Below are 18145 nucleotides of genomic sequence, written 5' to 3' on the forward strand. Positions count from 1 at the left end.
CCGCACCCCGCGCTCGGGCATCCCGCACTCCGACTGCGGGCCCGGCGCCCGCCCGCCCGCCGCAGGGCCCGCCTACCGCAGGGCCGCCGTCACCAGCCTGCCGATTTCCTTCTCCGACACACGCCCGCCGTTGACCAGGCGGTCGAAGACCAGTCCATCCACGCAGGTCAGCAGGGTGACGGTTCGCTCCTCGGCCTCCGCGACGCCGTGCGCGGCCAGGAAGTCGCGCACGACGTGCCGCCCTGCGTTCTCGCGCGGCACGAGGATCTCCCGCAGCTCGGGATGGTGCACGCTCTCGATGGCGCACGCATAGCGCGCGAGGGAGCGCCGTCGGCCGTCGGCCGTGAGCCGGTGCTCGACGAAGGCGGCGATACCGGCCGCCAGTTCCCCGGCATCCCGCGGCACGGGTGTCCGCTCCCCGATCGCCTGGAGTTCCGCCTGGTCGAGTGCGACCAGACGCCGGACCAGCGCGGTGAGCAGCGCCTGGCGCGTGCGGAAGTAGGCGGACGTGGTGCCCGGTGGCAGGTTCGCCGTCCTGTCCACCGCGCGATGGGTCAGTCCTCGCATCCCCGTCTCGGCGAGCACGGTGATGGCCGCGTCGGCGAGGACGGTGCGTCGGTCGGTGGACATTCCCCCTTTCTACACCTGTAGAGAGCGGGAGTACGATCCTTCTACATCTGTAGAAGGATCGTGGCGGGCAGGACGACGGGGGGCCGGATATGGGCGGCAGTGCTGTGGTGGTCGGCGGGGGCATCGGCGGGCTGGCCGCTGCCATCGGCCTGCGCCGGGCCGGCTGGGAAGTGACGGTTGTCGAACGCGCCTCGGTGCTCGCCGACGTGGGGGCGGGCATATCCCTGCACGCCAACGGCATCCGCGCCCTGGACGTCCTCGGCATCGGCGATGCGGTGCGCTCGGCCGCGCGGCCTCAGTACACCGGAGGCACCCGTGTCCCCGGCGGCGGCCGGCTGGCCCGGATGGACGGAGCCGCGCTGGAGCGTGAGCTCGGCACACCGATCGTCGGCATCCCCCGAGCCGTGCTGCACCGCCTGCTGCGAGCGGCACTGCCGCCCGAGTGCCTGATCGTCGGGGCCGAGGTGACATCCGTCGACCGCTCCGACCCGAGCCGGGTGCGGATCCCCGTCGGCGACACCGTCCTGGAGGCGGACCTGGTCGTGGCCGCCGACGGAGTGGGCAGCCGGATGCGCGCCCACCTGTTCCCTCGCCACCCGGGTCCGGCCTACAGCGGGTCGACCGTGTTGCGCGCCATCACCGAGCATCCGGTCGAGTTGGACACCGACTTCGAGCTGACCTGGGGGAAGGGCGCCGAGTTCGGTCACATCGCGTTCGCCGACGGCCGGGCCGAATGGCACGCGGTGCTCAACTCGCCACCCGGGGTGCGTCATACGGATGCCCTGGACGCGATGCGCCGTCGTTTCGGCGGTTGGCACGATCCGATCCCCGCGCTGCTGGACGCGACCCGGCCCGACGCCGTCCTGCACCATGACATCCACGAACTGGTGACACCCCTGTCCTCCTTCGCTTCGGGCCGGATCGCGCTCCTCGGCGACGCGGCCCACGCCATGACCCCGAACCTCGGCCAGGGCGCCTGCCAGGCGCTGGAGGACGCGGCCACGCTGGCCGCCGCGCTCGCCTCCGAGCCCACCGTGGAAGCGGCGCTGGCCCGTTACGACGTCGAGCGCCGCCCGCGCAGCCAGTCCGTCGCACGCGCCGCCCGCCAGGCCGGCCGGATGGGCCAGCGGATGACGCATCCCCTGGCCGTCGCCGTGCGCAACACGGCGCTTCGGCTGGCCCCGTCCCGCGTGACCGTCCGCGCCGTCCTGCGGCACGCCGACTGGACACCACCGGTCCTGGGCTGACCCGTCCCACGCGGCTGCGGCGCCGCGCCGCCCTCACCCACCCGACGACGGTGCTCCGGCAAGCCGGAGGAGGAAGGGGACACGGCCTAGGCGCCCAGCCACGCCCCGGTCCGCGCCGGACGCTGCCACCCTCGCACCAGCGGCCAGACGGCGACGCCGACGAGCAGCGCCAGCACATGCCCCCAGTTGGTCAGCGGGTCCCGGTAAGCGATCAGGTCGGCGCCGAGCATCCAGCCGCAGCCGCCCAGCACCGCCCAGCGCAGCCACGGCGTGAGCAGGCCCGCGAGGGCACCGACACTCGCGGCGACACCGAAGCTGATGCCGTAGTCGAGGCGGTGCAGCGAGGTGCCGGGGAGCTGCCCGGCCAGCACCGAAAGCCCGACGGGCACCTCGGTGGCGAGCGTGGCGATGACATGGCCCAGCAGGAACACCGCGGCCGTGCGCAGGCCGCCGACGCGGCGTTCCAGCGCGGTGAGGACCACCAGGAAGCCGACCGTGAACGGCGACACCAGACCGCCGGCGACCCACAGGGCGCTGGCGACCAGCACCAGGACGGGCCGGCGCACGAGGTGCGCGACATCGGTGCTGGAGCCGTGCAGCAGCGCCGAGACGACGGACGGGTCGGCGTACGCGGCGACCAGGGACGTCAGGGCGAGCACGGCCGCGTATCCGAAGGTGAACGGCGTGCCGGTGGGCGTGGGCAGGAGCAGCCGGGCGTCCGGCAACCGCCGGACCGCGGGGGGCACCGCTTCGAACCGTGGGGCGCACACGGGGGCTCGGCCGGGCTCGCGCGGGATGCCGTCGAGGGTGGGCGGGAGCCGTTCCTCGGCGGCCGTCACATGGGCGGTCGCACTCCGGTCCACGGGGCCCCCTTCCGTCGCGCCCCACATTTCGCGCCTCACGGTCCCATGTCTATGACCGACGCCACGCGAGACCCGATTCACAGCAACCTCATAGTCACCTTCCGCGTCCCACCACACCCCCGGCACGTCGCAAACAATTCGTCCGGCGGGCCGCGATCCGGCCAGGATGGGCACATGTCCACCCTGTACGACGCCTTCGACAGCCCGTCCCCCGGCGGCAGCGACCGCTTCGACCCGCCGCACGGGGCGCCTCTCGTCCTGGACCGCCGCGACGGTCCGTACGGCGAGGTGGTGCTGCGGCGGCACGGCGCACTGCTCCAGATCATCGCCAACGGTTGCTTCCTGATGGACACGTCCGACGGCCGCTCGGAGCGGCTGCTCGTCGACGCCGCCCGCGACGCCCTCGACGACAGACCCGCGCCGCACGTGCTGATCGGCGGACTGGGCGTGGGCTTCTCGCTGGCGCACGCGGCGGCCGATCCGCGCTGGGGACGCATCACGGTCGTGGAGCGCGAGGCGGCGATCATCGACTGGCACCACGACGGCGGCCCGCTGTCGGTGGTCTCGGCCGACGCGCTCGCCGATCCGCGGACCGGGATCGTGCACGACGATCTCGTGCACCACCTGCACAGCGCCGATGTGACATATGACGCACTGTGCCTGGACATCGACAACGGACCGGACTGGACCGTCACGGAGGGCAACGAAAATCTGTACGATTCCGCGGGCCTCGCAGCCTGCCATGCCCGCCTGAATCCGGGCGGAGTGCTCGCCGTCTGGTCCGCGCAGCCCTCCGAGGAATTCGAGGGCACATTGCGGAATGCGGGGTTCCAAGGGGTTCATACCGAGGAAATCCCGGTTGCCCGGGGCGTTCCGGACGTCGTGCATCTCGCGGTCAGGCCTGGATAGCCGCGGCGCTGTTACTGCCCGTACCCTGCCTACCGGCACATGGACGATCCGTGCGTCAACAGCAGTCATGGGATCACCCCACGGGTTCCGGAAAGCACAGTCAGGGGCGGGCGATGGAGCAGACACACACCTCCTCCCAGAACGGCACCGGCGGCGCGGCCGCGCCGGGTGCCCAGCGAAGGGTGCTGGTGGTCGAGGACGACCCGACGATCGTGGATGCCATCTCCGCACGTCTGCGCGCCGAGGGGTTCCTGGTGCAGACGGCGGGCGACGGTCCCGCAGCCGTCGACACGGCCGAGGCCTGGCAGCCCGACCTGCTGATCCTCGACGTGATGCTGCCGGGCTTCGACGGCCTCGAGGTGTGCCGCCGGGTGCAGGCCCAACGGCCGGTGCCCGTCATGATGCTCACGGCCCGTGACGACGAGACCGACATGCTGGTCGGCCTCGGGGTCGGCGCCGACGACTACATGACCAAGCCGTTCTCGATGCGCGAGCTCGCGGCCCGCGTCCATGTGCTGCTGCGCCGTGTCGAGCGCGCGGCCCTGGCCGCGACGACGCCGCGCTCCGGCATCCTGCGCCTGGGCGAGCTGGAGATCGACCACGCACAGCGCCGGGTACGGGTGCGCAGCGAGGACGTCCACCTCACCCCGACCGAGTTCGACCTCCTGGTCTGCCTGGCCAACACGCCGCGTGCGGTGCTGTCCCGCGAGCAGCTGCTCGCGGAGGTCTGGGACTGGGCGGACGCCTCCGGCACCCGGACCGTCGACAGCCACATCAAGGCGCTGCGGCGGAAGATCGGCGCCGAGCGGATCCGCACCGTGCACGGTGTCGGATACGCGCTGGAGACGCCGACGCCGTGAGCGTCGCGGGCCGTCCGGGCGGGATACGGCAGACCCCCTGGCGCGACGCCCCGAACGGGCCCGGCGGGCCCGGCGGGGCGCGCGGGAGCGCGGGCCCCTGGGGCGGGCTGCGGCCGTTCTCGATCAAGACGAAGCTCGGCACGCTCGTGGTCGTCTCGGTGTTCATCACCACGGGCCTGCTGATGATCGCGGTGCGCACGGAGACGGAGCTGCGCTTCATCACCGTTTTCTCGGTGATCGCGACCCTGCTGATCACCCAGTTCGTGGCGCACTCGCTGACGGCTCCGCTGGACGAGATGAACCACGTGGCCCGGTCGATCTCGCACGGCGACTACACGCGCCGGGTGCGCGGCGCCGACCGGCGCGACGAACTGGGCGACCTGGCGTCGACGATCAACCGCATGGCCGACGACCTGGAGGCCCAGGACCTCCAGCGCAAGGAGCTCGTGGCGAATGTCTCGCACGAGCTGCGCACCCCGATCGCGGGGCTGCGGGCCGTTCTGGAGAACGTCGTGGACGGGGTCTCGGCCGCCGACCCGGAGACCATGCGCACGGCGCTGAAGCAGACCGAGCGCCTCGGCCGGCTGGTGGAGACGCTGCTGGACCTGTCCCGGCTCGACAACGGCGTCGTCCCGCTGAAGGCGCGCCGCTTCGAGGTGTGGCCGTATCTCTCGGGCGTTCTGAAGGAGGCCAACATGGTCGCCTCGCAGCGCGCGGGCATCGCCTCCGGATCGGGCAGCCACACGCGTACGGACGTCCATCTGCACCTGGACGTGTCCCCGCCGGAGCTGACGGCGCACGCGGATCCGGAGCGCATCCACCAGGTCGTGGCGAATCTCATCGACAACGCCGTCAAGCACAGCCCGCCGCACGGCCGGGTCACCGTGCGGGCGCGGCGCGGGGACGGGCCCGAGTCGCTGGACCTGGAGGTCCTGGACGAGGGGCCCGGGATCCCGCGGTCGGAGTGGCACCGGGTCTTCGAGCGGTTCAACCGTGGCGGGCAGGGCTCTTCGAAGGGCCCCGGCAGCGACGGGGGCACCGGTCTGGGCCTCGCGATCGCCCGCTGGGCCGTCGAACTGCACGGTGGCCGGATCGGGGTGGCCGAATCGGAGCGAGGCTGCCGGATTCAGGTCACTCTCCCGGGTCTGCCGAGCGCCTGAAGTTGACGTAGGGTTCAAAGCGGAAGCACAAGATCGACGTGAGGTCGGTCACAAACCACACTCGATCCACCCACGATCGACGCGGGAACGGACAGGGCGCAGGCACACCAGGCCGCGGCCACTCGTCGACGTACCCACTCCGCATCGGAACCTCGCTTGTTTCCCGCCATTTCCGGGCCCGAAACACGGGATCCGGTGTGACTTACGCGACGGATGACCGGCCCGGCCTGCATCACCTGGTCCGGGAGGCGTAGCCTCTATTCCCGCTGTCCATCACCTTGTGAAGCGGAAGAGGGCGGTTGCCGCCGTGTCGCCACAGTCCCCCAGTAACTCGAGCATCTCGACCGACCAAGAGGGGCAGGGCAAGAACCCTGCAGCCGCGTTCGGTCCCAATGAGTGGCTCGTCGACGAGATCTATCAGCAGTACCTCCAGGACCCGAATTCGGTCGACCGTGCCTGGTGGGACTTCTTCGCCGACTACAAGCCCGGGGCGGCCTCGACCGCCGCGCCCGCGCAGAGTGCCGCAGCCGCGGGGGCTGCGGACACCACCGCAACGCCGACGGCTGCGGCGCCCGTAGCCGCCCCCGCCACCCCTGCGGCGAAGCCCGCGGCCCCCGCCGCGTCCGCCGCGCAGACTGCGCCGCCCGCACAGCCCGCGCAGCCCGCCACGGCGAAGCCGGCCGCCGCACAGCCGGCCGCCGCCGCACCGAAGCCCGCCGCCGCCAAGGCCGCGCCCGCGACCGAGGCCCCCGCCGGCCCCGAGCTCGTGACGCTGCGCGGCCCGTCCGCCGCGGTCGCGAAGAACATGAACGCCTCCCTGGAGCTGCCGACGGCCACGTCCGTCCGCGCGGTCCCGGTGAAGCTGCTGTTCGACAACCGCATCGTCATCAACAACCACCTCAAGCGGGCCCGGGGCGGGAAGATCTCCTTCACGCACCTGATCGGCTACGCGATGGTGCAGGCCATCAAGGCCATGCCGTCGATGAACTGGTCCTTCGCGGAGAAGGCCGGCAAGCCGACCCTGGTCAAGCCGGAGCACGTGAACCTCGGCCTCGCCATCGACCTGGTGAAGCCCAATGGCGACCGGCAACTGGTTGTAGCGGCCATCAAGAAGGCCGAGACCCTGAACTTCTTCGAGTTCTGGCAGGCCTACGAGGACATCGTCCGTCGCGCCCGCGACAACAAGCTGACGATGGACGACTTCACCGGCGTCACGGTCTCGCTGACCAACCCCGGCGGCATCGGCACCGTCCACTCCGTGCCGCGTCTGATGCCGGGCCAGTCGGTGATCATGGGCGTCGGCGCCATGGAGTACCCGGCGGAGTTCCAGGGCACGTCCCAGGACACGCTCAACAAGCTGGGCATCTCCAAGGTCATGACGGTCACGTCGACCTACGACCACCGCGTCATCCAGGGCGCCGCCTCCGGCGAGTTCCTGCGGATCGTGTCGAACCTGCTCCTCGGCGAGAACAACTTCTACGACGAGATCTTCGAGGCGCTGCGCATCCCCTACGAGCCGGTCCGCTGGTTCCGGGACATCGACGCCTCCCACGACGACGACGTCACCAAGGCCGCCCGGGTCTTCGAGCTGATCCACTCCTACCGGGTCCGCGGCCACGTCATGGCCGACACCGACCCGCTGGAGTACCGCCAGCGCAAGCACCCCGACCTGGACATCACCGAGCACGGCCTCACGCTCTGGGACCTGGAGCGCGAGTTCGCGGTCGGCGGCTTCGCCGGCAAGTCGATGATGAAGCTGCGCGACATCCTCGGCGTGCTGCGCGACTCGTACTGCCGCACCACCGGCATCGAGTTCATGCACATCCAGGACCCGAAGCAGCGCAAGTGGATCCAGGACCGCGTCGAGCGTCCGCACGCCAAGCCTGAGCGCGAGGAGCAGCTGCGCATCCTGCGCCGGCTGAACGCCGCCGAGGCCTTCGAGACCTTCCTGCAGACGAAGTACGTCGGCCAGAAGCGCTTCTCGCTGGAGGGCGGCGAGTCGGTCATCCCGCTGCTGGACGCGGTCATCGACTCCGCGGCCGAGGCCCGCCTCGACGAGGTCGTCATCGGCATGGCCCACCGCGGCCGTCTGAACGTCCTGGCGAACATCGTCGGCAAGTCGTACGCGCAGATCTTCCGCGAGTTCGAGGGCAACCTCGACCCGAAGTCGATGCACGGCTCCGGCGACGTGAAGTACCACCTGGGCGCCCAGGGCACCTTCACCGGCCTGGACGGCGAGCAGATCAACGTCTCGCTGGTCGCCAACCCCTCCCACCTGGAGGCCGTCGACCCGGTCCTGGAGGGCGTCGCACGCGCCAAGCAGGACATCATCGGCAAGGGCGGCACGGACTTCACGGTCCTGCCGATCGCCCTGCACGGCGACGCGGCCTTCGCGGGCCAGGGTGTGGTCGCCGAGACGCTGAACATGTCGCAGCTGCGCGGCTACCGCACCGGCGGCACCGTCCACGTCGTGATCAACAACCAGGTCGGCTTCACCGCCGCCCCGGAGTCCTCGCGCTCCTCCATGTACGCCACGGACGTGGCCCGCATGATCGAGGCGCCGATCTTCCACGTTAACGGCGACGACCCCGAGGCGGTCGTCCGTGTCGCGCGTCTGGCCTTCGAGTTCCGCCAGGCGTTCAACAAGGACGTGGTCATCGACCTCATCTGCTACCGCCGCCGCGGTCACAACGAGTCGGACAACCCGGCCTTCACGCAGCCGCTGATGTACGACCTGATCGACAAGAAGCGCTCGGTGCGCAAGCTGTACACCGAGTCGCTGATCGGCCGGGGCGACATCACGCTCGAAGAGGCCGAGCAGGCCCTCCAGGACTACCAGGGCCAGCTGGAGAAGGTCTTCACGGAGGTCCGCGAGGCCACCCAGGCGCCCGCCGAGGCCAGCGCCCCGGACGTCCGGGCCGAGTTCCCGGTGGCCGTGGACACCGCGGTCTCCCAGGAGGTCGTGAAGCGGATCGCCGAGTCCCAGGTCAACATCCCCGACCACATCACCGTGCACCCGCGTCTGCTGCCGCAGCTGCAGCGCCGTGCGGCGATGGTCGAGGACGGCACGATCGACTGGGGCATGGGCGAGACGCTGGCGGTCGGCTCCCTCCTCCTCGAGGGCACCCCGGTCCGCCTGGCCGGCCAGGACTCCCGCCGCGGCACCTTCGGCCAGCGCCACGCGGTCCTCATCGACCGCGAGACGGGCGAGGACTTCACCCCGCTGCTGTACCTGTCGGACGACCAGGCTCGCTTCAACGTCTACGACTCCCTCCTGTCGGAGTACGCGGCGATGGGCTTCGAGTACGGCTACTCGCTGGCCCGTCCCGAGTCGCTGGTCATGTGGGAGGCCCAGTTCGGCGACTTCGTCAACGGCGCCCAGACCGTCGTGGACGAGTTCATCTCGTCGGCCGAGCAGAAGTGGGGCCAGACGAGCGGTGTGACGCTGCTCCTCCCCCACGGCTACGAGGGCCAGGGCCCGGACCACTCCTCGGCCCGCCCCGAGCGGTTCCTGCAGATCTGCGCGCAGAACAACATGACGGTCGCGATGCCGACCCTCCCGTCGAACTACTTCCACCTCCTGCGGTGGCAGGTGCACAACCCGCACCACAAGCCGCTGGTGGTCTTCACGCCGAAGTCGATGCTGCGTCTCAAGGCCGCGGCGTCCAAGACGGAGGAGTTCACGACGGGCGGCTTCCGCCCCGTCATCGGCGACAGCCACGTGGACCCGGCCGGGGTCCGCAAGGTCGTCTTCTGCGCGGGCAAGGTCTACTACGACCTCGCCGCCGAGCGCGAGAAGCGCGGCGCGACGGACACGGCCATCATCCGCATCGAGCGCCTGTACCCGCTGCCGGGTGCCGAGCTCCAGGCGGAGGTCAACAAGTACCCGAACGCCGAGAAGTACCTGTGGGCCCAGGAGGAGCCGGCGAACCAGGGTGCCTGGCCGTTCATCGCGCTCAACCTGATCGACCACCTGGACCTGGCGGTCGGCGCGGACATCCCGCACGGCGAGCGGCTCCGCCGCATCTCCCGCCCGCACGGCTCCTCGCCCGCGGTCGGCTCGGCCAAGCGGCACCAGGCGGAGCAGGAGCAGCTGGTGCGCGAGGTGTTCGAGGCGTAGCCCCGGGCGGCCGCTTCGGCGGTACGACGGACACAGGGCCCGGCCCCGGGTGGAACGACCCGGGGCCGGGCCCCCGTCGTCGTCCGTCCTGAGCCGGGCCGTGCCACCGGGAGCACGGGCGATGCGGACCGACGGCGCGAACCGTCCCGCCGTGCCGGTCATTAGGCTGTGTGCAGCACGAGCATCACGTGCACGACCACCACGTATGTAGGCACGTACGTCTGTACGCAGGAGAGCAGCCCCATGTACTTCACCGACCGCGGTATCGAGGAGCTGGAGAAGCGGCGCGGCGAGGAAGAGGTCACGTTCGAGTGGCTCGCCGAGCAGCTGCGGACGTTCGTCGACCTGAACCCGGACTTCGAGGTGCCGGTCGAGCGGCTGGCCACCTGGCTGGCGCGGCTGGACGACGAGGACGAGGACGAGTAGGGGCCAGGGGGGACGTGGCCCGATCGGCCGGATGCCGGCGTGCGCATGGGCCCGGCATGATCCACAGGACCCCTCCTAGGCCGTGCGCTCCGCCTTCCGGATCTCGTAGGCCAGACCCAGTACCCCCTCGGCCATGAGGACCAGTCCCGCCAGGGCCCAGCCGGTGTCACGGTGGCGTACGCCCCAGAGGGCGGCGGGGAGGCCGACGGCCAGCTGGGCGGCGCAGAGGGCGCGGATCCTGGAGCCGCGCAGCCAGCGGACCGGCCTGGTGTTCTCGACGACGTCGAGTTCGGTGCGTACGGCCTCGCGCCAGCCGCCCCACTCGACCTCCTGGGCCTCGGGCAGGGCGTCGACGGCCGCGCGGAGCTGTTCGGCCGGGTCGCCGGGGCCGAGCCCGGCGGGCAGCCGGAGGCCGGTGCGGTCGAGGACCGCGAGCAGCCCGTGCAGACGGGCCCGGGCGTCCGCATCCGTGTCGGGGCGGCTGAGCACGTCCAACGCCTCGCCGTCCATCACCGGATCGAGGCCCAGCCGTCCCGCGAACGTCCGCATCGCCTCCTCCTCGCCGACCGGCGTGCCGCTCGCGAGCCATACGTAGCCCACGGGGCGGCGGAATCCGGAGGCGAGGGTGTAGCCGCTGTGGTGGTCGTCCCACCACAGGGCGAGCACCGGCCAGGGTGCGCTCACGGCGAGGGCGCTGGCCCAGCCGCGCATGACCCGGTCGACCGGCTCTGCGCCGTCCTTCCAGGGCTGCCCCTCGGGCACCAGCACGCTCCACTCGGGCCCCGCGGGCGCCAGCGCCATCGGCTCCCGCAGCAGCCGTGCCACGGGACCCACGGCCTCGGGCTCCGCCCGGCACAGCAACAGCCCACCGATCATGGACACCACGCTAGGGCACTTCGTCCCGCCAGGCCCGAATTGGTCCTCTGACGTCCGGGGTCGACCCGCGGCACGGCCCGCCCCCCTCCCACGCCGACTCCCGCTCCGGCGGATTGCCCCTTCCCCGGCGCGCCTTGACTTTCGCGATCCGCGATATATCGTGTTGAGCAAGGAGACGCGATATGGCGCGTCATGGTAGGTGTCTGGGGGAGGTCGCGACATGGGCGAGTGGTCCGTCGGTGAGCCGACGCAACTCACGTTCGACGCACCGGTGAAGGAACTGCGCGTACGGATCGTCAACGGAACGGTGAACGTCGTGGGCACCGACGAAGGTTCCGCCCGCCTCGAAGTGACCGAGCTGGACGGTCCGCCGCTCACGGTGACCCGGCAGGGCTCCACTCTGACCGTGGCGTACGACGACCTGCCCTGGAAGGGCTTCCTCAAGTGGCTGGACCGCAAGGGCTGGCGGCGCAGCGCGGTGGTCTCGCTGGCCGTGCCCGCGGACACGCGCGTCGAGGTGGGCGTGGTCGGCGCGAGCGCCGTCGTCTCCGGCATCGACGCCCCCGCCGAGGTCAAGGGCGTCACCGGCGACACCACCCTGGTGGGCCTGTCGGGCCCGGTCCGCACCGACACCGTCTCCGGAAACGTCGAGGCGCAGGCGGTCACCGGCGACCTCCGCTTCAACTCGGTCTCCGGCGACCTGACCGTCGTCGACGGCGCGGGCTCCTCCGTGAAGGCCGAATCCGTGAGCGGCTCCATGATCGTCGACCTGGACCGCGCGGGGAGCCCGACCGACATCAGCCTGACCAACATCTCGGGCGAGATCGCCATTCGCCTGCCGCACCCGGCGGACGCCGAGGTGGAGGCCAACACGGCGAGCGGCACGGTCTCGAACGCCTTCGAGGACCTGCGCGTCAGCGGCCAGTGGGGCGCCAAGCGGATCACCGGCCGCCTGGGCGCGGGCAACGGGCGGCTGAAGGCCACGACGGTCTCCGGCGCGATCGCCCTGCTGCGCCGCCCCCCGGCCGATGAGCCGTACGGGTCCGGGACGCCGCAGGGTGACACACCGACCGCCACCGAACAGTCCGCCGCCTCCTCGCCCGCCGCCGACAAGAAGGTGCTGTGACATGCCCCCCGTCTTCGCTCACGGCCGTCTGCGTCTGTACCTGCTGAAGCTGCTCGACGAGGCGCCCCGCCACGGCTATGAGGTGATCCGTCTCCTGGAGGAGCGCTTCCAGGGGCTCTACGCACCGTCGGCCGGCACCGTGTACCCGCGCCTGGCCAAGCTGGAGGCCGAGGGCCTGGTCCGGCACACCTCGGAGGGCGGGCGCAAGGTCTATTCGATCACCGACGCGGGCCGCGCCGAACTGGCGGACCGGAGCGGCGAGCTGGCCGATCTGGAGCTGGAGATCCGCGAGTCGGTCGCGGAGCTCGCCGCCGAGATCCGGGACGACGTGCGCGGCGCCGCGGGGGATCTGCGACGCGACATCCGGGCGGCGGCCAAGGAGGCCCGCACCCGGCCGGGCGGTGCCCGGAGCAGGAGCTTCCCCGACTTCCCTGAGATGTCCGACTACTTCGAGGGAACGTGGGGCGACAAGGAGGCGTGGCGGCAGGCCAAGGAGGACTTCAAGCGCGCCAAGCAGGAGTGGAAGGAGCAGGCGCGGCGGGCGAAGGACGAGAGCCGCCGGGCCCGCGAGGAGGCCCAGCAGGCCCGCAGGGCCGCCAAGGAGGCGCAGGACAAGGCCCACAGCCAGGCGCAGCAGGAGATGCAGCGCATCGCCCGGCGTGTCCAGCAGCAGGTGCAGGACCACTTCGCGCGCGGCGACTGGCCGACGGGCGTGCGGGAAGGGCTCACCGAACTCGCCAGGGAGTTCGGTGAGTTCGGCAAGGACTTCGGCAAGGGCGCCGGGAGCGACGCCGGCCCGGGCCCCGGCAAGGACGCGGGCGGGGAGCACACGGACACCCGGGACGCCCGTATGGAGCCGGAGTACCTGGGCGAGCAGGAGGGGTTCCCCGGACGGTACGTGCCCGAGTGGGCCTCGGAGGAGTCCACCGGCAATCCGGCACGCGATCTCGACCGCCTGCTGGACCGCTTCCGCGACGACATCCGCGATGCCGCCCGGGACAACGGTGTGACGGAGGACCAGCTCCGCGACGCCCGCCGTCATCTGTCGACGGCGGCCGCGCACATCGGGGCGGCACTGCGCCACCGGCCGGAGGACTGAGCCTCCCCCGCCCCGGCCTCTCTCGGCCTCAGCTCGCCCTGGCCTCTCCCGCCCCTCCGACGCCGTGCAGTACCCGCTGGACCGCCTCGTGGGTCACCCCGTGGTCCGCGAGGATCTCGGCGGTCACGCCCGGACGTGCGGTGAGGGCGAGGAGGAGGTGCTCGTCACCGATGTGCCGGTCGCGCTGGGCGACGGCAATACGGAGGGAGCGGGTCAGAAGCTCCTTGGCGCCGGGAGTGAAGGGGCGCCGCCCCGGCCGCCTGCCCCGGCCCCGTGCCGACGCCCCGCGGCTCGCCAGCGCCCCCGCACCGTGCACGTCCTCGACGCGGGCCACGATCCCCTCGACGTCGATGCCGAGCCCGGCGAGTGCGTCCATCTCGGCCCGGGAGAGTCCTCCGCGGCGGCGCGCCTCGGCGAGGGCATGCTCGACCGAGGCCCTGCGGCCGGCGAGGCCGAGCGTGCTCAGCGCGAACGCCGCCGGGCTCCCCTGCCGGTCCAGCAGCGCCAGCAGCATGTGGTCGACGTCGACGAAGTCGCCGCCCCCGCGCTCGGCGTGCTCGACTGCGCCCTCCACCACGGCACGGGCGTCCTTCGTGAACCGTTCGAACATCACTGCCTCCCGTACTTCTTGTGCACGGCCTGCCTGCTCACACCCAGCTCCGCGGCGATCTCCTGCCACGACCAGCCCTGGTTGCGCGCACTGCGCACCTGGACGGCCTCCAACTGCTCCAGCAGCCGGCGCAGCGCGGCGACGGCCCGCAGCCCGACCCGAGGGTCGCGGTCGCCCGCGCGCTCGGCGAGATCCGTTGCTTCGGTCATACATGTCAATGTAGGTTGACACGCCCAGCCTGTCAACCAGAGTTGACAGGATGGGGTGGTGGGCGAGGCGGTGCCGGGAGGAGTGGCTCTCAGGCGGTCAGCACGATCTTGCCGAACTGGTCGCCCTGCGCCAGGCGCTCGAAGCCCTCCCGGGCCCGGTCCAGCGGAAGGACCTCGTCGATGACGGGACGGATTCCCGTCGCGGCACAGAAGGAGAGCAGGTCCTCCAGCTCGTCCTTGGAACCCATGGTCGAGCCGACGATCTTGAGCTCCAGGAAGAAGATGCGGGTGAGTTCGGCGTGCGAGGGGCGGTCGCCGCTGGTCGCGCCGGAGATCACCAGGGTGCCGCCGGGCCGCAGGGACTTGACGGAGTGCGACCAGGTGGCCGCACCGACGGTCTCGATGACGGCGTCGACGCGCTGCGGCAGACGGGCACCGGACTCCAGCGCCTCGACGGCACCGAGCTCCAGGGCCCGCTTGCGCTTGGCCTCGTCGCGGCTGGTGGCGAAGACCCGGAGGCCGGCCGCCTTGCCGAGAGCGATCGCCGCCGTGGCGACGCCGCCGCCGGCGCCCTGGACGAGGACCGAGTCACCGGGGCGCACCCCCGCGTTGGTGAAGAGCATGCGGTAGGCGGTGAGCCAGGCGGTCGGGAGGCAGGCGGCCTCCTCGAAGGAGAGCTCGGGCGGCTTCGGCAGGACGTTCCAGCTCGGGACCGAGACCTGCTCGGCGAACGTGCCCTGGTACTTCTCGGTGAGGATGGACCGGCCCTCGCGCGGACCGACACCGTGGCCGGTCTGGCCGATGACGGAGTGCAGGACGACCTCGTTGCCGTCCTCGTCGATTCCGGCGGCGTCACAGCCGAGGATCATCGGCAGCTTGTCCTCGGAGAGCCCGACCCCGCGCAGGGACCAGAGGTCGTGGTGGTTCAGCGAGGCGGCCTTGACGGTCACGGTCGTCCAGCCCGGCCTCGCCTCGGGGGCCGGCCGCTCCCCCAACTCGAGGCCGTTCAACGGCTGGTCACGGTCAATTCGGGCGGCGTAGGCAGCGAACATGACCTTGACGATAGGCGCCGCCCACCGGCGGACGGAACGCCACCGGCGTGTGACACGCGCCGCGCCCCGAACCGGACACGGACGGGCGCCCCCGCACGGACCCGCCCGACCACCGACCCTGCACCAACAGCAAGGAGGCCCCGCCGGTCGGCGAGGCCTCCTCGGGAGCTGGGCGCGTCAGCGCCGGGCCACTCCCTCGGCCCGGGCGGCGGCGGCGACCGCGGCCGTGACGGCCGGCGCCACCCGCTCGTCGAACGGCGACGGAATGACGTAGTCCGCGGCGAGCTGGTCACCGACGACATCGGCGAGCGCGTCCGCCGCGGCGATCTTCATCCCCTCGGTGATCCGGGAGGCCCGCACCTGGAGCGCACCGGCGAAGATGCCGGGGAACGCCAGCACGTTGTTGATCTGGTTCGGGAAGTCCGAGCGCCCGGTGGCGACGACGGCCGCGTACTTGTGGGCGACGTCCGGGTGCACCTCGGGGTCCGGGTTGGCCATCGCGAACACGAACGCGTCCTTGGCCATGGAGGCGACGGCGGCCTCCGGGACCGTACCGCCGGAGACGCCGATGAAGACGTCGGCGCCCTCGAGGGCGGACTCCAGCGACCCGGTGAGCCCGGCCCGGTTGGTGATCTCGGCCAGCTCCCGCTTGACCTCGGTGAGGTCCTGGCGGTCCCGGCTCACGACGCCCTTGCGGTCGGCGACCGCGACATCCCCGATCCCCGCCTCCAGCAGGAACTTGGCGATGGCGACGCCGGCCGCACCCGCGCCGGAGATGACGGCCCGCAGGTCGCCCAGGGTCCGTCCGGTCAGCTTCGCGGCGTTCCGCAGGGCCGCAAGGGTGACGACGGCGGTGCCGTGCTGGTCGTCATGGAAGACCGGGATGTCGAGCCGCTCCTGGAGCTTGCGCTCGATCTCGAAGCAGCGCGGGGCCGAGATGTCCTCGAGGTTGACTCCGCCGAAAGAGGGGGCGAGCCGCACCACGGTGTCGACGATCTCGTCCGCGTCGGTCGTCGCGAGCGCGATCGGAACCGCGTCGACGCCACCGAACTGCTTGAAGAGAATGGCCTTGCCCTCCATCACCGGAAGGGAGGCCTCCGGGCCGATGTCGCCGAGCCCGAGCACCGCGGTCCCGTCCGTGACGACGGCGACGACCTGCGATTTCCACGTGTAGTCGTGGACCAGTTCGGGCTGCTCGGCAATGGCACTGCACACCCGGGCGACGCCGGGCGTGTAGGCGAGGGACAGGTCGTCCTTGTCGCGGATCGGCACGGTGGCCTTGACGGCCATCTTGCCTCCGCGGTGCAGCGCGAAAGCCGGATCGAAGGAATCGAGGGGCTCCCCGTCTCCTTCGTGAGCCGTATTGCTGTCGCTGCGAGGATTGACGATCTCCGCTGCCACTTGTCTTTACCCCTTAAATCTTAATGGTTGAGGGTGACCACACCTGGTTGAGGGGTGGGCGGGCACCACGTATGGCCTGATGATTGATACGTACGGAGCCATACGTGACGGGCGCGCCGCACACGCGCCCTGAGCCCCGGATGAGGGGTGTAAGGAACCTTCTTACCCGACGAACACGGTCACGGACGAGTCCATAACGGCGCGGTGACGTGACTCATAGCTGAAAATCTGTACAAGTTACCGGGCGGTTAACAACTCGCCGGTTTCACTCTCATGCGGCAAACAGGTACGGACCTTTACGCCCGCATTCTGAGACGCGCCGAAGATCTTCCGGCCGAAAGGAGATAACTCCGCAGAAGATCCTGCCTGGTCCGGCCGGGTTGTACCGGCCTGGGCGGGTTCGGGGGTCACCCGTTATCCGATTTTGACATAGCTGGCCCCCTGAATCTCACGGTCCGAATGGCAGGATGCCGTAACCACACGAGGTCGCGACACTCGATGGTGTGTGCCCAGCGACCCGCGGCAACTCCCTCACCAGCCGGAGGAACCAACGATGACCGCAAGCTCCACCCGTCGCCCGATCGCGAAGTCCACGAAGTCCCGGGTCATCGCCGTCGGCGCGATCGCGGTCGCCGGATCGCTGATGCTGACCGGCTGTGGTGACCAGACCAAGAACAAGGACAACAGCGGCTCCGTGTCGTCCGCCCCGCTGGCCGACAAGCTGCCCAAGGAGATCCGCGACAAGGGCGTCATCCGGGTCGGTTCGGACATCGCCTACGCGCCCGTCGAGTTCAACGACAAGTCGGGCAAGGTCGCCGGCATCGACCCCGACCTCGCGACCGCCATGGGCAAGCAGCTCGGCGTGAAGTTCGACTTCCAGAACGGCACCTTCGACACCCTCATCACGGGTCTGCGCTCCAAGCGCTACGACATCGCGATGTCCGCGATGACGGACACCAAGGACCGTCAGAACGGCGTCGACGCGGACACCGGCAAGAAGGTCGGCGAGGGCGTCGACTTCGTCGACTACTTCAACGCGGGCGTCTCCATCTACACGCCCAAGGGCAAGACCCAGGGCATCACGTCCTGGACCGACCTGTGCGGCAAGAAGATCGTCGTCCAGCGCGGCACCGTCTCCGAGGACCTCGCCAAGGCCCAGGCGAAGAAGTGCCCCTCCGGCAAGAAGCTCTCCATCGAGTCCTACGACACGGACCAGCAGGCCCAGACCCGCCTCCGCTCCGGTGGCGCCAACGCCGGCTCCTCCGACTTCCCGGTCGCCGCGTACGCGGTGAAGACCTCGGGCGGCGGCAAGGACTTCGAGATCGTCGGCGACCAGGTCGAGGCCGCCCCGTACGGCATCGCCGTCGCCAAGGGCAACACCCAGCTGCGCGACGCCCTGCAGGCGGCGCTCAACGCCATCATCAAGAACGGCGAATACGACAAGATCATCGCCAAGTGGGGCGTCAAGGCGGGCTCCGTGAAGCAGGCCACGATCAACGGCGGCAAGTGACCGCGAACCGCTTCCGTTCGTATCAAGCCGTTGAAAGGCAAAGGCAA

16 protein-coding genes are annotated in these 18145 nt (G+C 70.9%); 9 read left to right on the forward strand and 7 right to left on the reverse strand.

Features of this window, described 5'->3' with window-relative positions; all coding sequences use genetic code 11:
• Window positions 1-72: 72 nt before the first annotated feature.
• A complete protein-coding gene (locus tag ACWCP6_RS13055; protein ID WP_450932471.1) occupies window positions 73-630 on the reverse strand; it encodes a TetR/AcrR family transcriptional regulator in 558 nt (185 codons plus the stop codon).
• Between the two features lie 89 nt (window positions 631-719).
• Here ACWCP6_RS13055 and ACWCP6_RS13060 point away from each other — a divergent pair, with 89 nt between their 5' ends.
• Window positions 720-1877 (forward strand): FAD-dependent monooxygenase, encoded by a 1158-nt coding sequence (locus ACWCP6_RS13060; RefSeq protein WP_450932472.1) that lies wholly within the window; start codon window positions 720-722, stop codon window positions 1875-1877.
• A gap of 86 nt (window positions 1878-1963) precedes the next feature.
• Here ACWCP6_RS13060 and ACWCP6_RS13065 read toward each other — a convergent pair whose 3' ends face one another.
• Window positions 1964-2740: a rhomboid-like protein gene (locus ACWCP6_RS13065; protein ID WP_450932473.1), complete on the reverse strand. Its 777-nt coding sequence runs from the start codon at window positions 2738-2740 to the stop codon at window positions 1964-1966.
• 174 nt (window positions 2741-2914) lie between these two features.
• On the opposite strand from ACWCP6_RS13065, the gene ACWCP6_RS13070 reads away from it, so the two are divergent.
• The 5 genes from ACWCP6_RS13070 (at window position 2915) to ACWCP6_RS13090 (ending at window position 10215) form a co-directional block, all read left to right on the forward strand.
• A complete protein-coding gene (locus tag ACWCP6_RS13070; protein ID WP_450932474.1) occupies window positions 2915-3649 on the forward strand; it encodes a spermidine synthase in 735 nt (244 codons plus the stop codon).
• Window positions 3650-3762: 113 nt separating this feature from the next.
• Window positions 3763-4509 carry a response regulator transcription factor gene (locus ACWCP6_RS13075; protein ID WP_450932475.1) on the forward strand — a complete coding sequence of 249 codons (747 nt, stop codon included), beginning with the start codon at window positions 3763-3765 and terminating at the stop codon, window positions 4507-4509.
• A gap of 107 nt (window positions 4510-4616) precedes the next feature.
• Entirely contained in the window at window positions 4617-5669 is a 1053-nt protein-coding gene (locus tag ACWCP6_RS13080; RefSeq protein ID WP_450932576.1) for a HAMP domain-containing sensor histidine kinase, read from the forward strand.
• 307 nt (window positions 5670-5976) lie between these two features.
• Window positions 5977-9789, forward strand: coding sequence for a multifunctional oxoglutarate decarboxylase/oxoglutarate dehydrogenase thiamine pyrophosphate-binding subunit/dihydrolipoyllysine-residue succinyltransferase subunit (locus ACWCP6_RS13085; protein WP_450932476.1), 3813 nt, complete (start codon window positions 5977-5979; stop codon window positions 9787-9789).
• Between the two features lie 243 nt (window positions 9790-10032).
• Window positions 10033-10215, forward strand: coding sequence for a DUF6104 family protein (locus ACWCP6_RS13090; RefSeq protein ID WP_003961784.1), 183 nt, complete (start codon window positions 10033-10035; stop codon window positions 10213-10215).
• 75 nt (window positions 10216-10290) lie between these two features.
• Here ACWCP6_RS13090 and ACWCP6_RS13095 read toward each other — a convergent pair whose 3' ends face one another.
• Window positions 10291-11091 carry a hypothetical protein gene (locus tag ACWCP6_RS13095; protein ID WP_450932477.1) on the reverse strand — a complete coding sequence of 267 codons (801 nt, stop codon included), beginning with the start codon at window positions 11089-11091 and terminating at the stop codon, window positions 10291-10293.
• Window positions 11092-11311: 220 nt separating this feature from the next.
• Between ACWCP6_RS13095 and ACWCP6_RS13100 the strand changes: the two genes are divergently transcribed.
• Window positions 11312-12217, forward strand: a complete 906-nt coding sequence (locus ACWCP6_RS13100) for a DUF4097 family beta strand repeat-containing protein (RefSeq protein ID WP_450932478.1) — start codon at window positions 11312-11314, stop codon at window positions 12215-12217.
• Window position 12218: 1 nt separating this feature from the next.
• Window positions 12219-13316, forward strand: a complete 1098-nt coding sequence (locus ACWCP6_RS13105) for a helix-turn-helix transcriptional regulator (RefSeq protein WP_450932479.1) — start codon at window positions 12219-12221, stop codon at window positions 13314-13316.
• 28 nt (window positions 13317-13344) lie between these two features.
• Here the strand turns inward: ACWCP6_RS13105 and ACWCP6_RS13110 are convergent, their stop codons facing one another.
• The 4 genes from ACWCP6_RS13110 to ACWCP6_RS13125 form a co-directional block, all read right to left on the reverse strand.
• Window positions 13345-13926: a Clp protease N-terminal domain-containing protein gene (locus ACWCP6_RS13110; RefSeq protein ID WP_450932480.1), complete on the reverse strand. Its 582-nt coding sequence runs from the start codon at window positions 13924-13926 to the stop codon at window positions 13345-13347.
• Window positions 13926-14135, reverse strand: coding sequence for a helix-turn-helix domain-containing protein (locus tag ACWCP6_RS13115; protein WP_018571396.1), 210 nt, complete (start codon window positions 14133-14135; stop codon window positions 13926-13928). Before ACWCP6_RS13115 ends, ACWCP6_RS13110 begins: the two co-directional genes overlap by 1 nt.
• 89 nt (window positions 14136-14224) lie before the next feature.
• On the reverse strand, window positions 14225-15187 hold the full coding sequence (locus ACWCP6_RS13120; protein WP_450932481.1) for a zinc-binding dehydrogenase: 963 nt from the start codon (window positions 15185-15187) through the stop codon (window positions 14225-14227).
• A 177-nt stretch (window positions 15188-15364) separates the two neighbouring features.
• On the reverse strand, window positions 15365-16588 hold the full coding sequence (locus tag ACWCP6_RS13125; RefSeq protein WP_450932482.1) for an NAD(P)-dependent malic enzyme: 1224 nt from the start codon (window positions 16586-16588) through the stop codon (window positions 15365-15367).
• Window positions 16589-17141: 553 nt separating this feature from the next.
• Here ACWCP6_RS13125 and ACWCP6_RS13130 point away from each other — a divergent pair.
• A complete protein-coding gene (locus ACWCP6_RS13130; protein ID WP_450932483.1) occupies window positions 17142-18098 on the forward strand; it encodes an ABC transporter substrate-binding protein in 957 nt (318 codons plus the stop codon).
• Window positions 18099-18145 lie beyond the last annotated feature (47 nt).

This window comes from Streptomyces sp. NPDC002004, assembly GCF_053593975.1.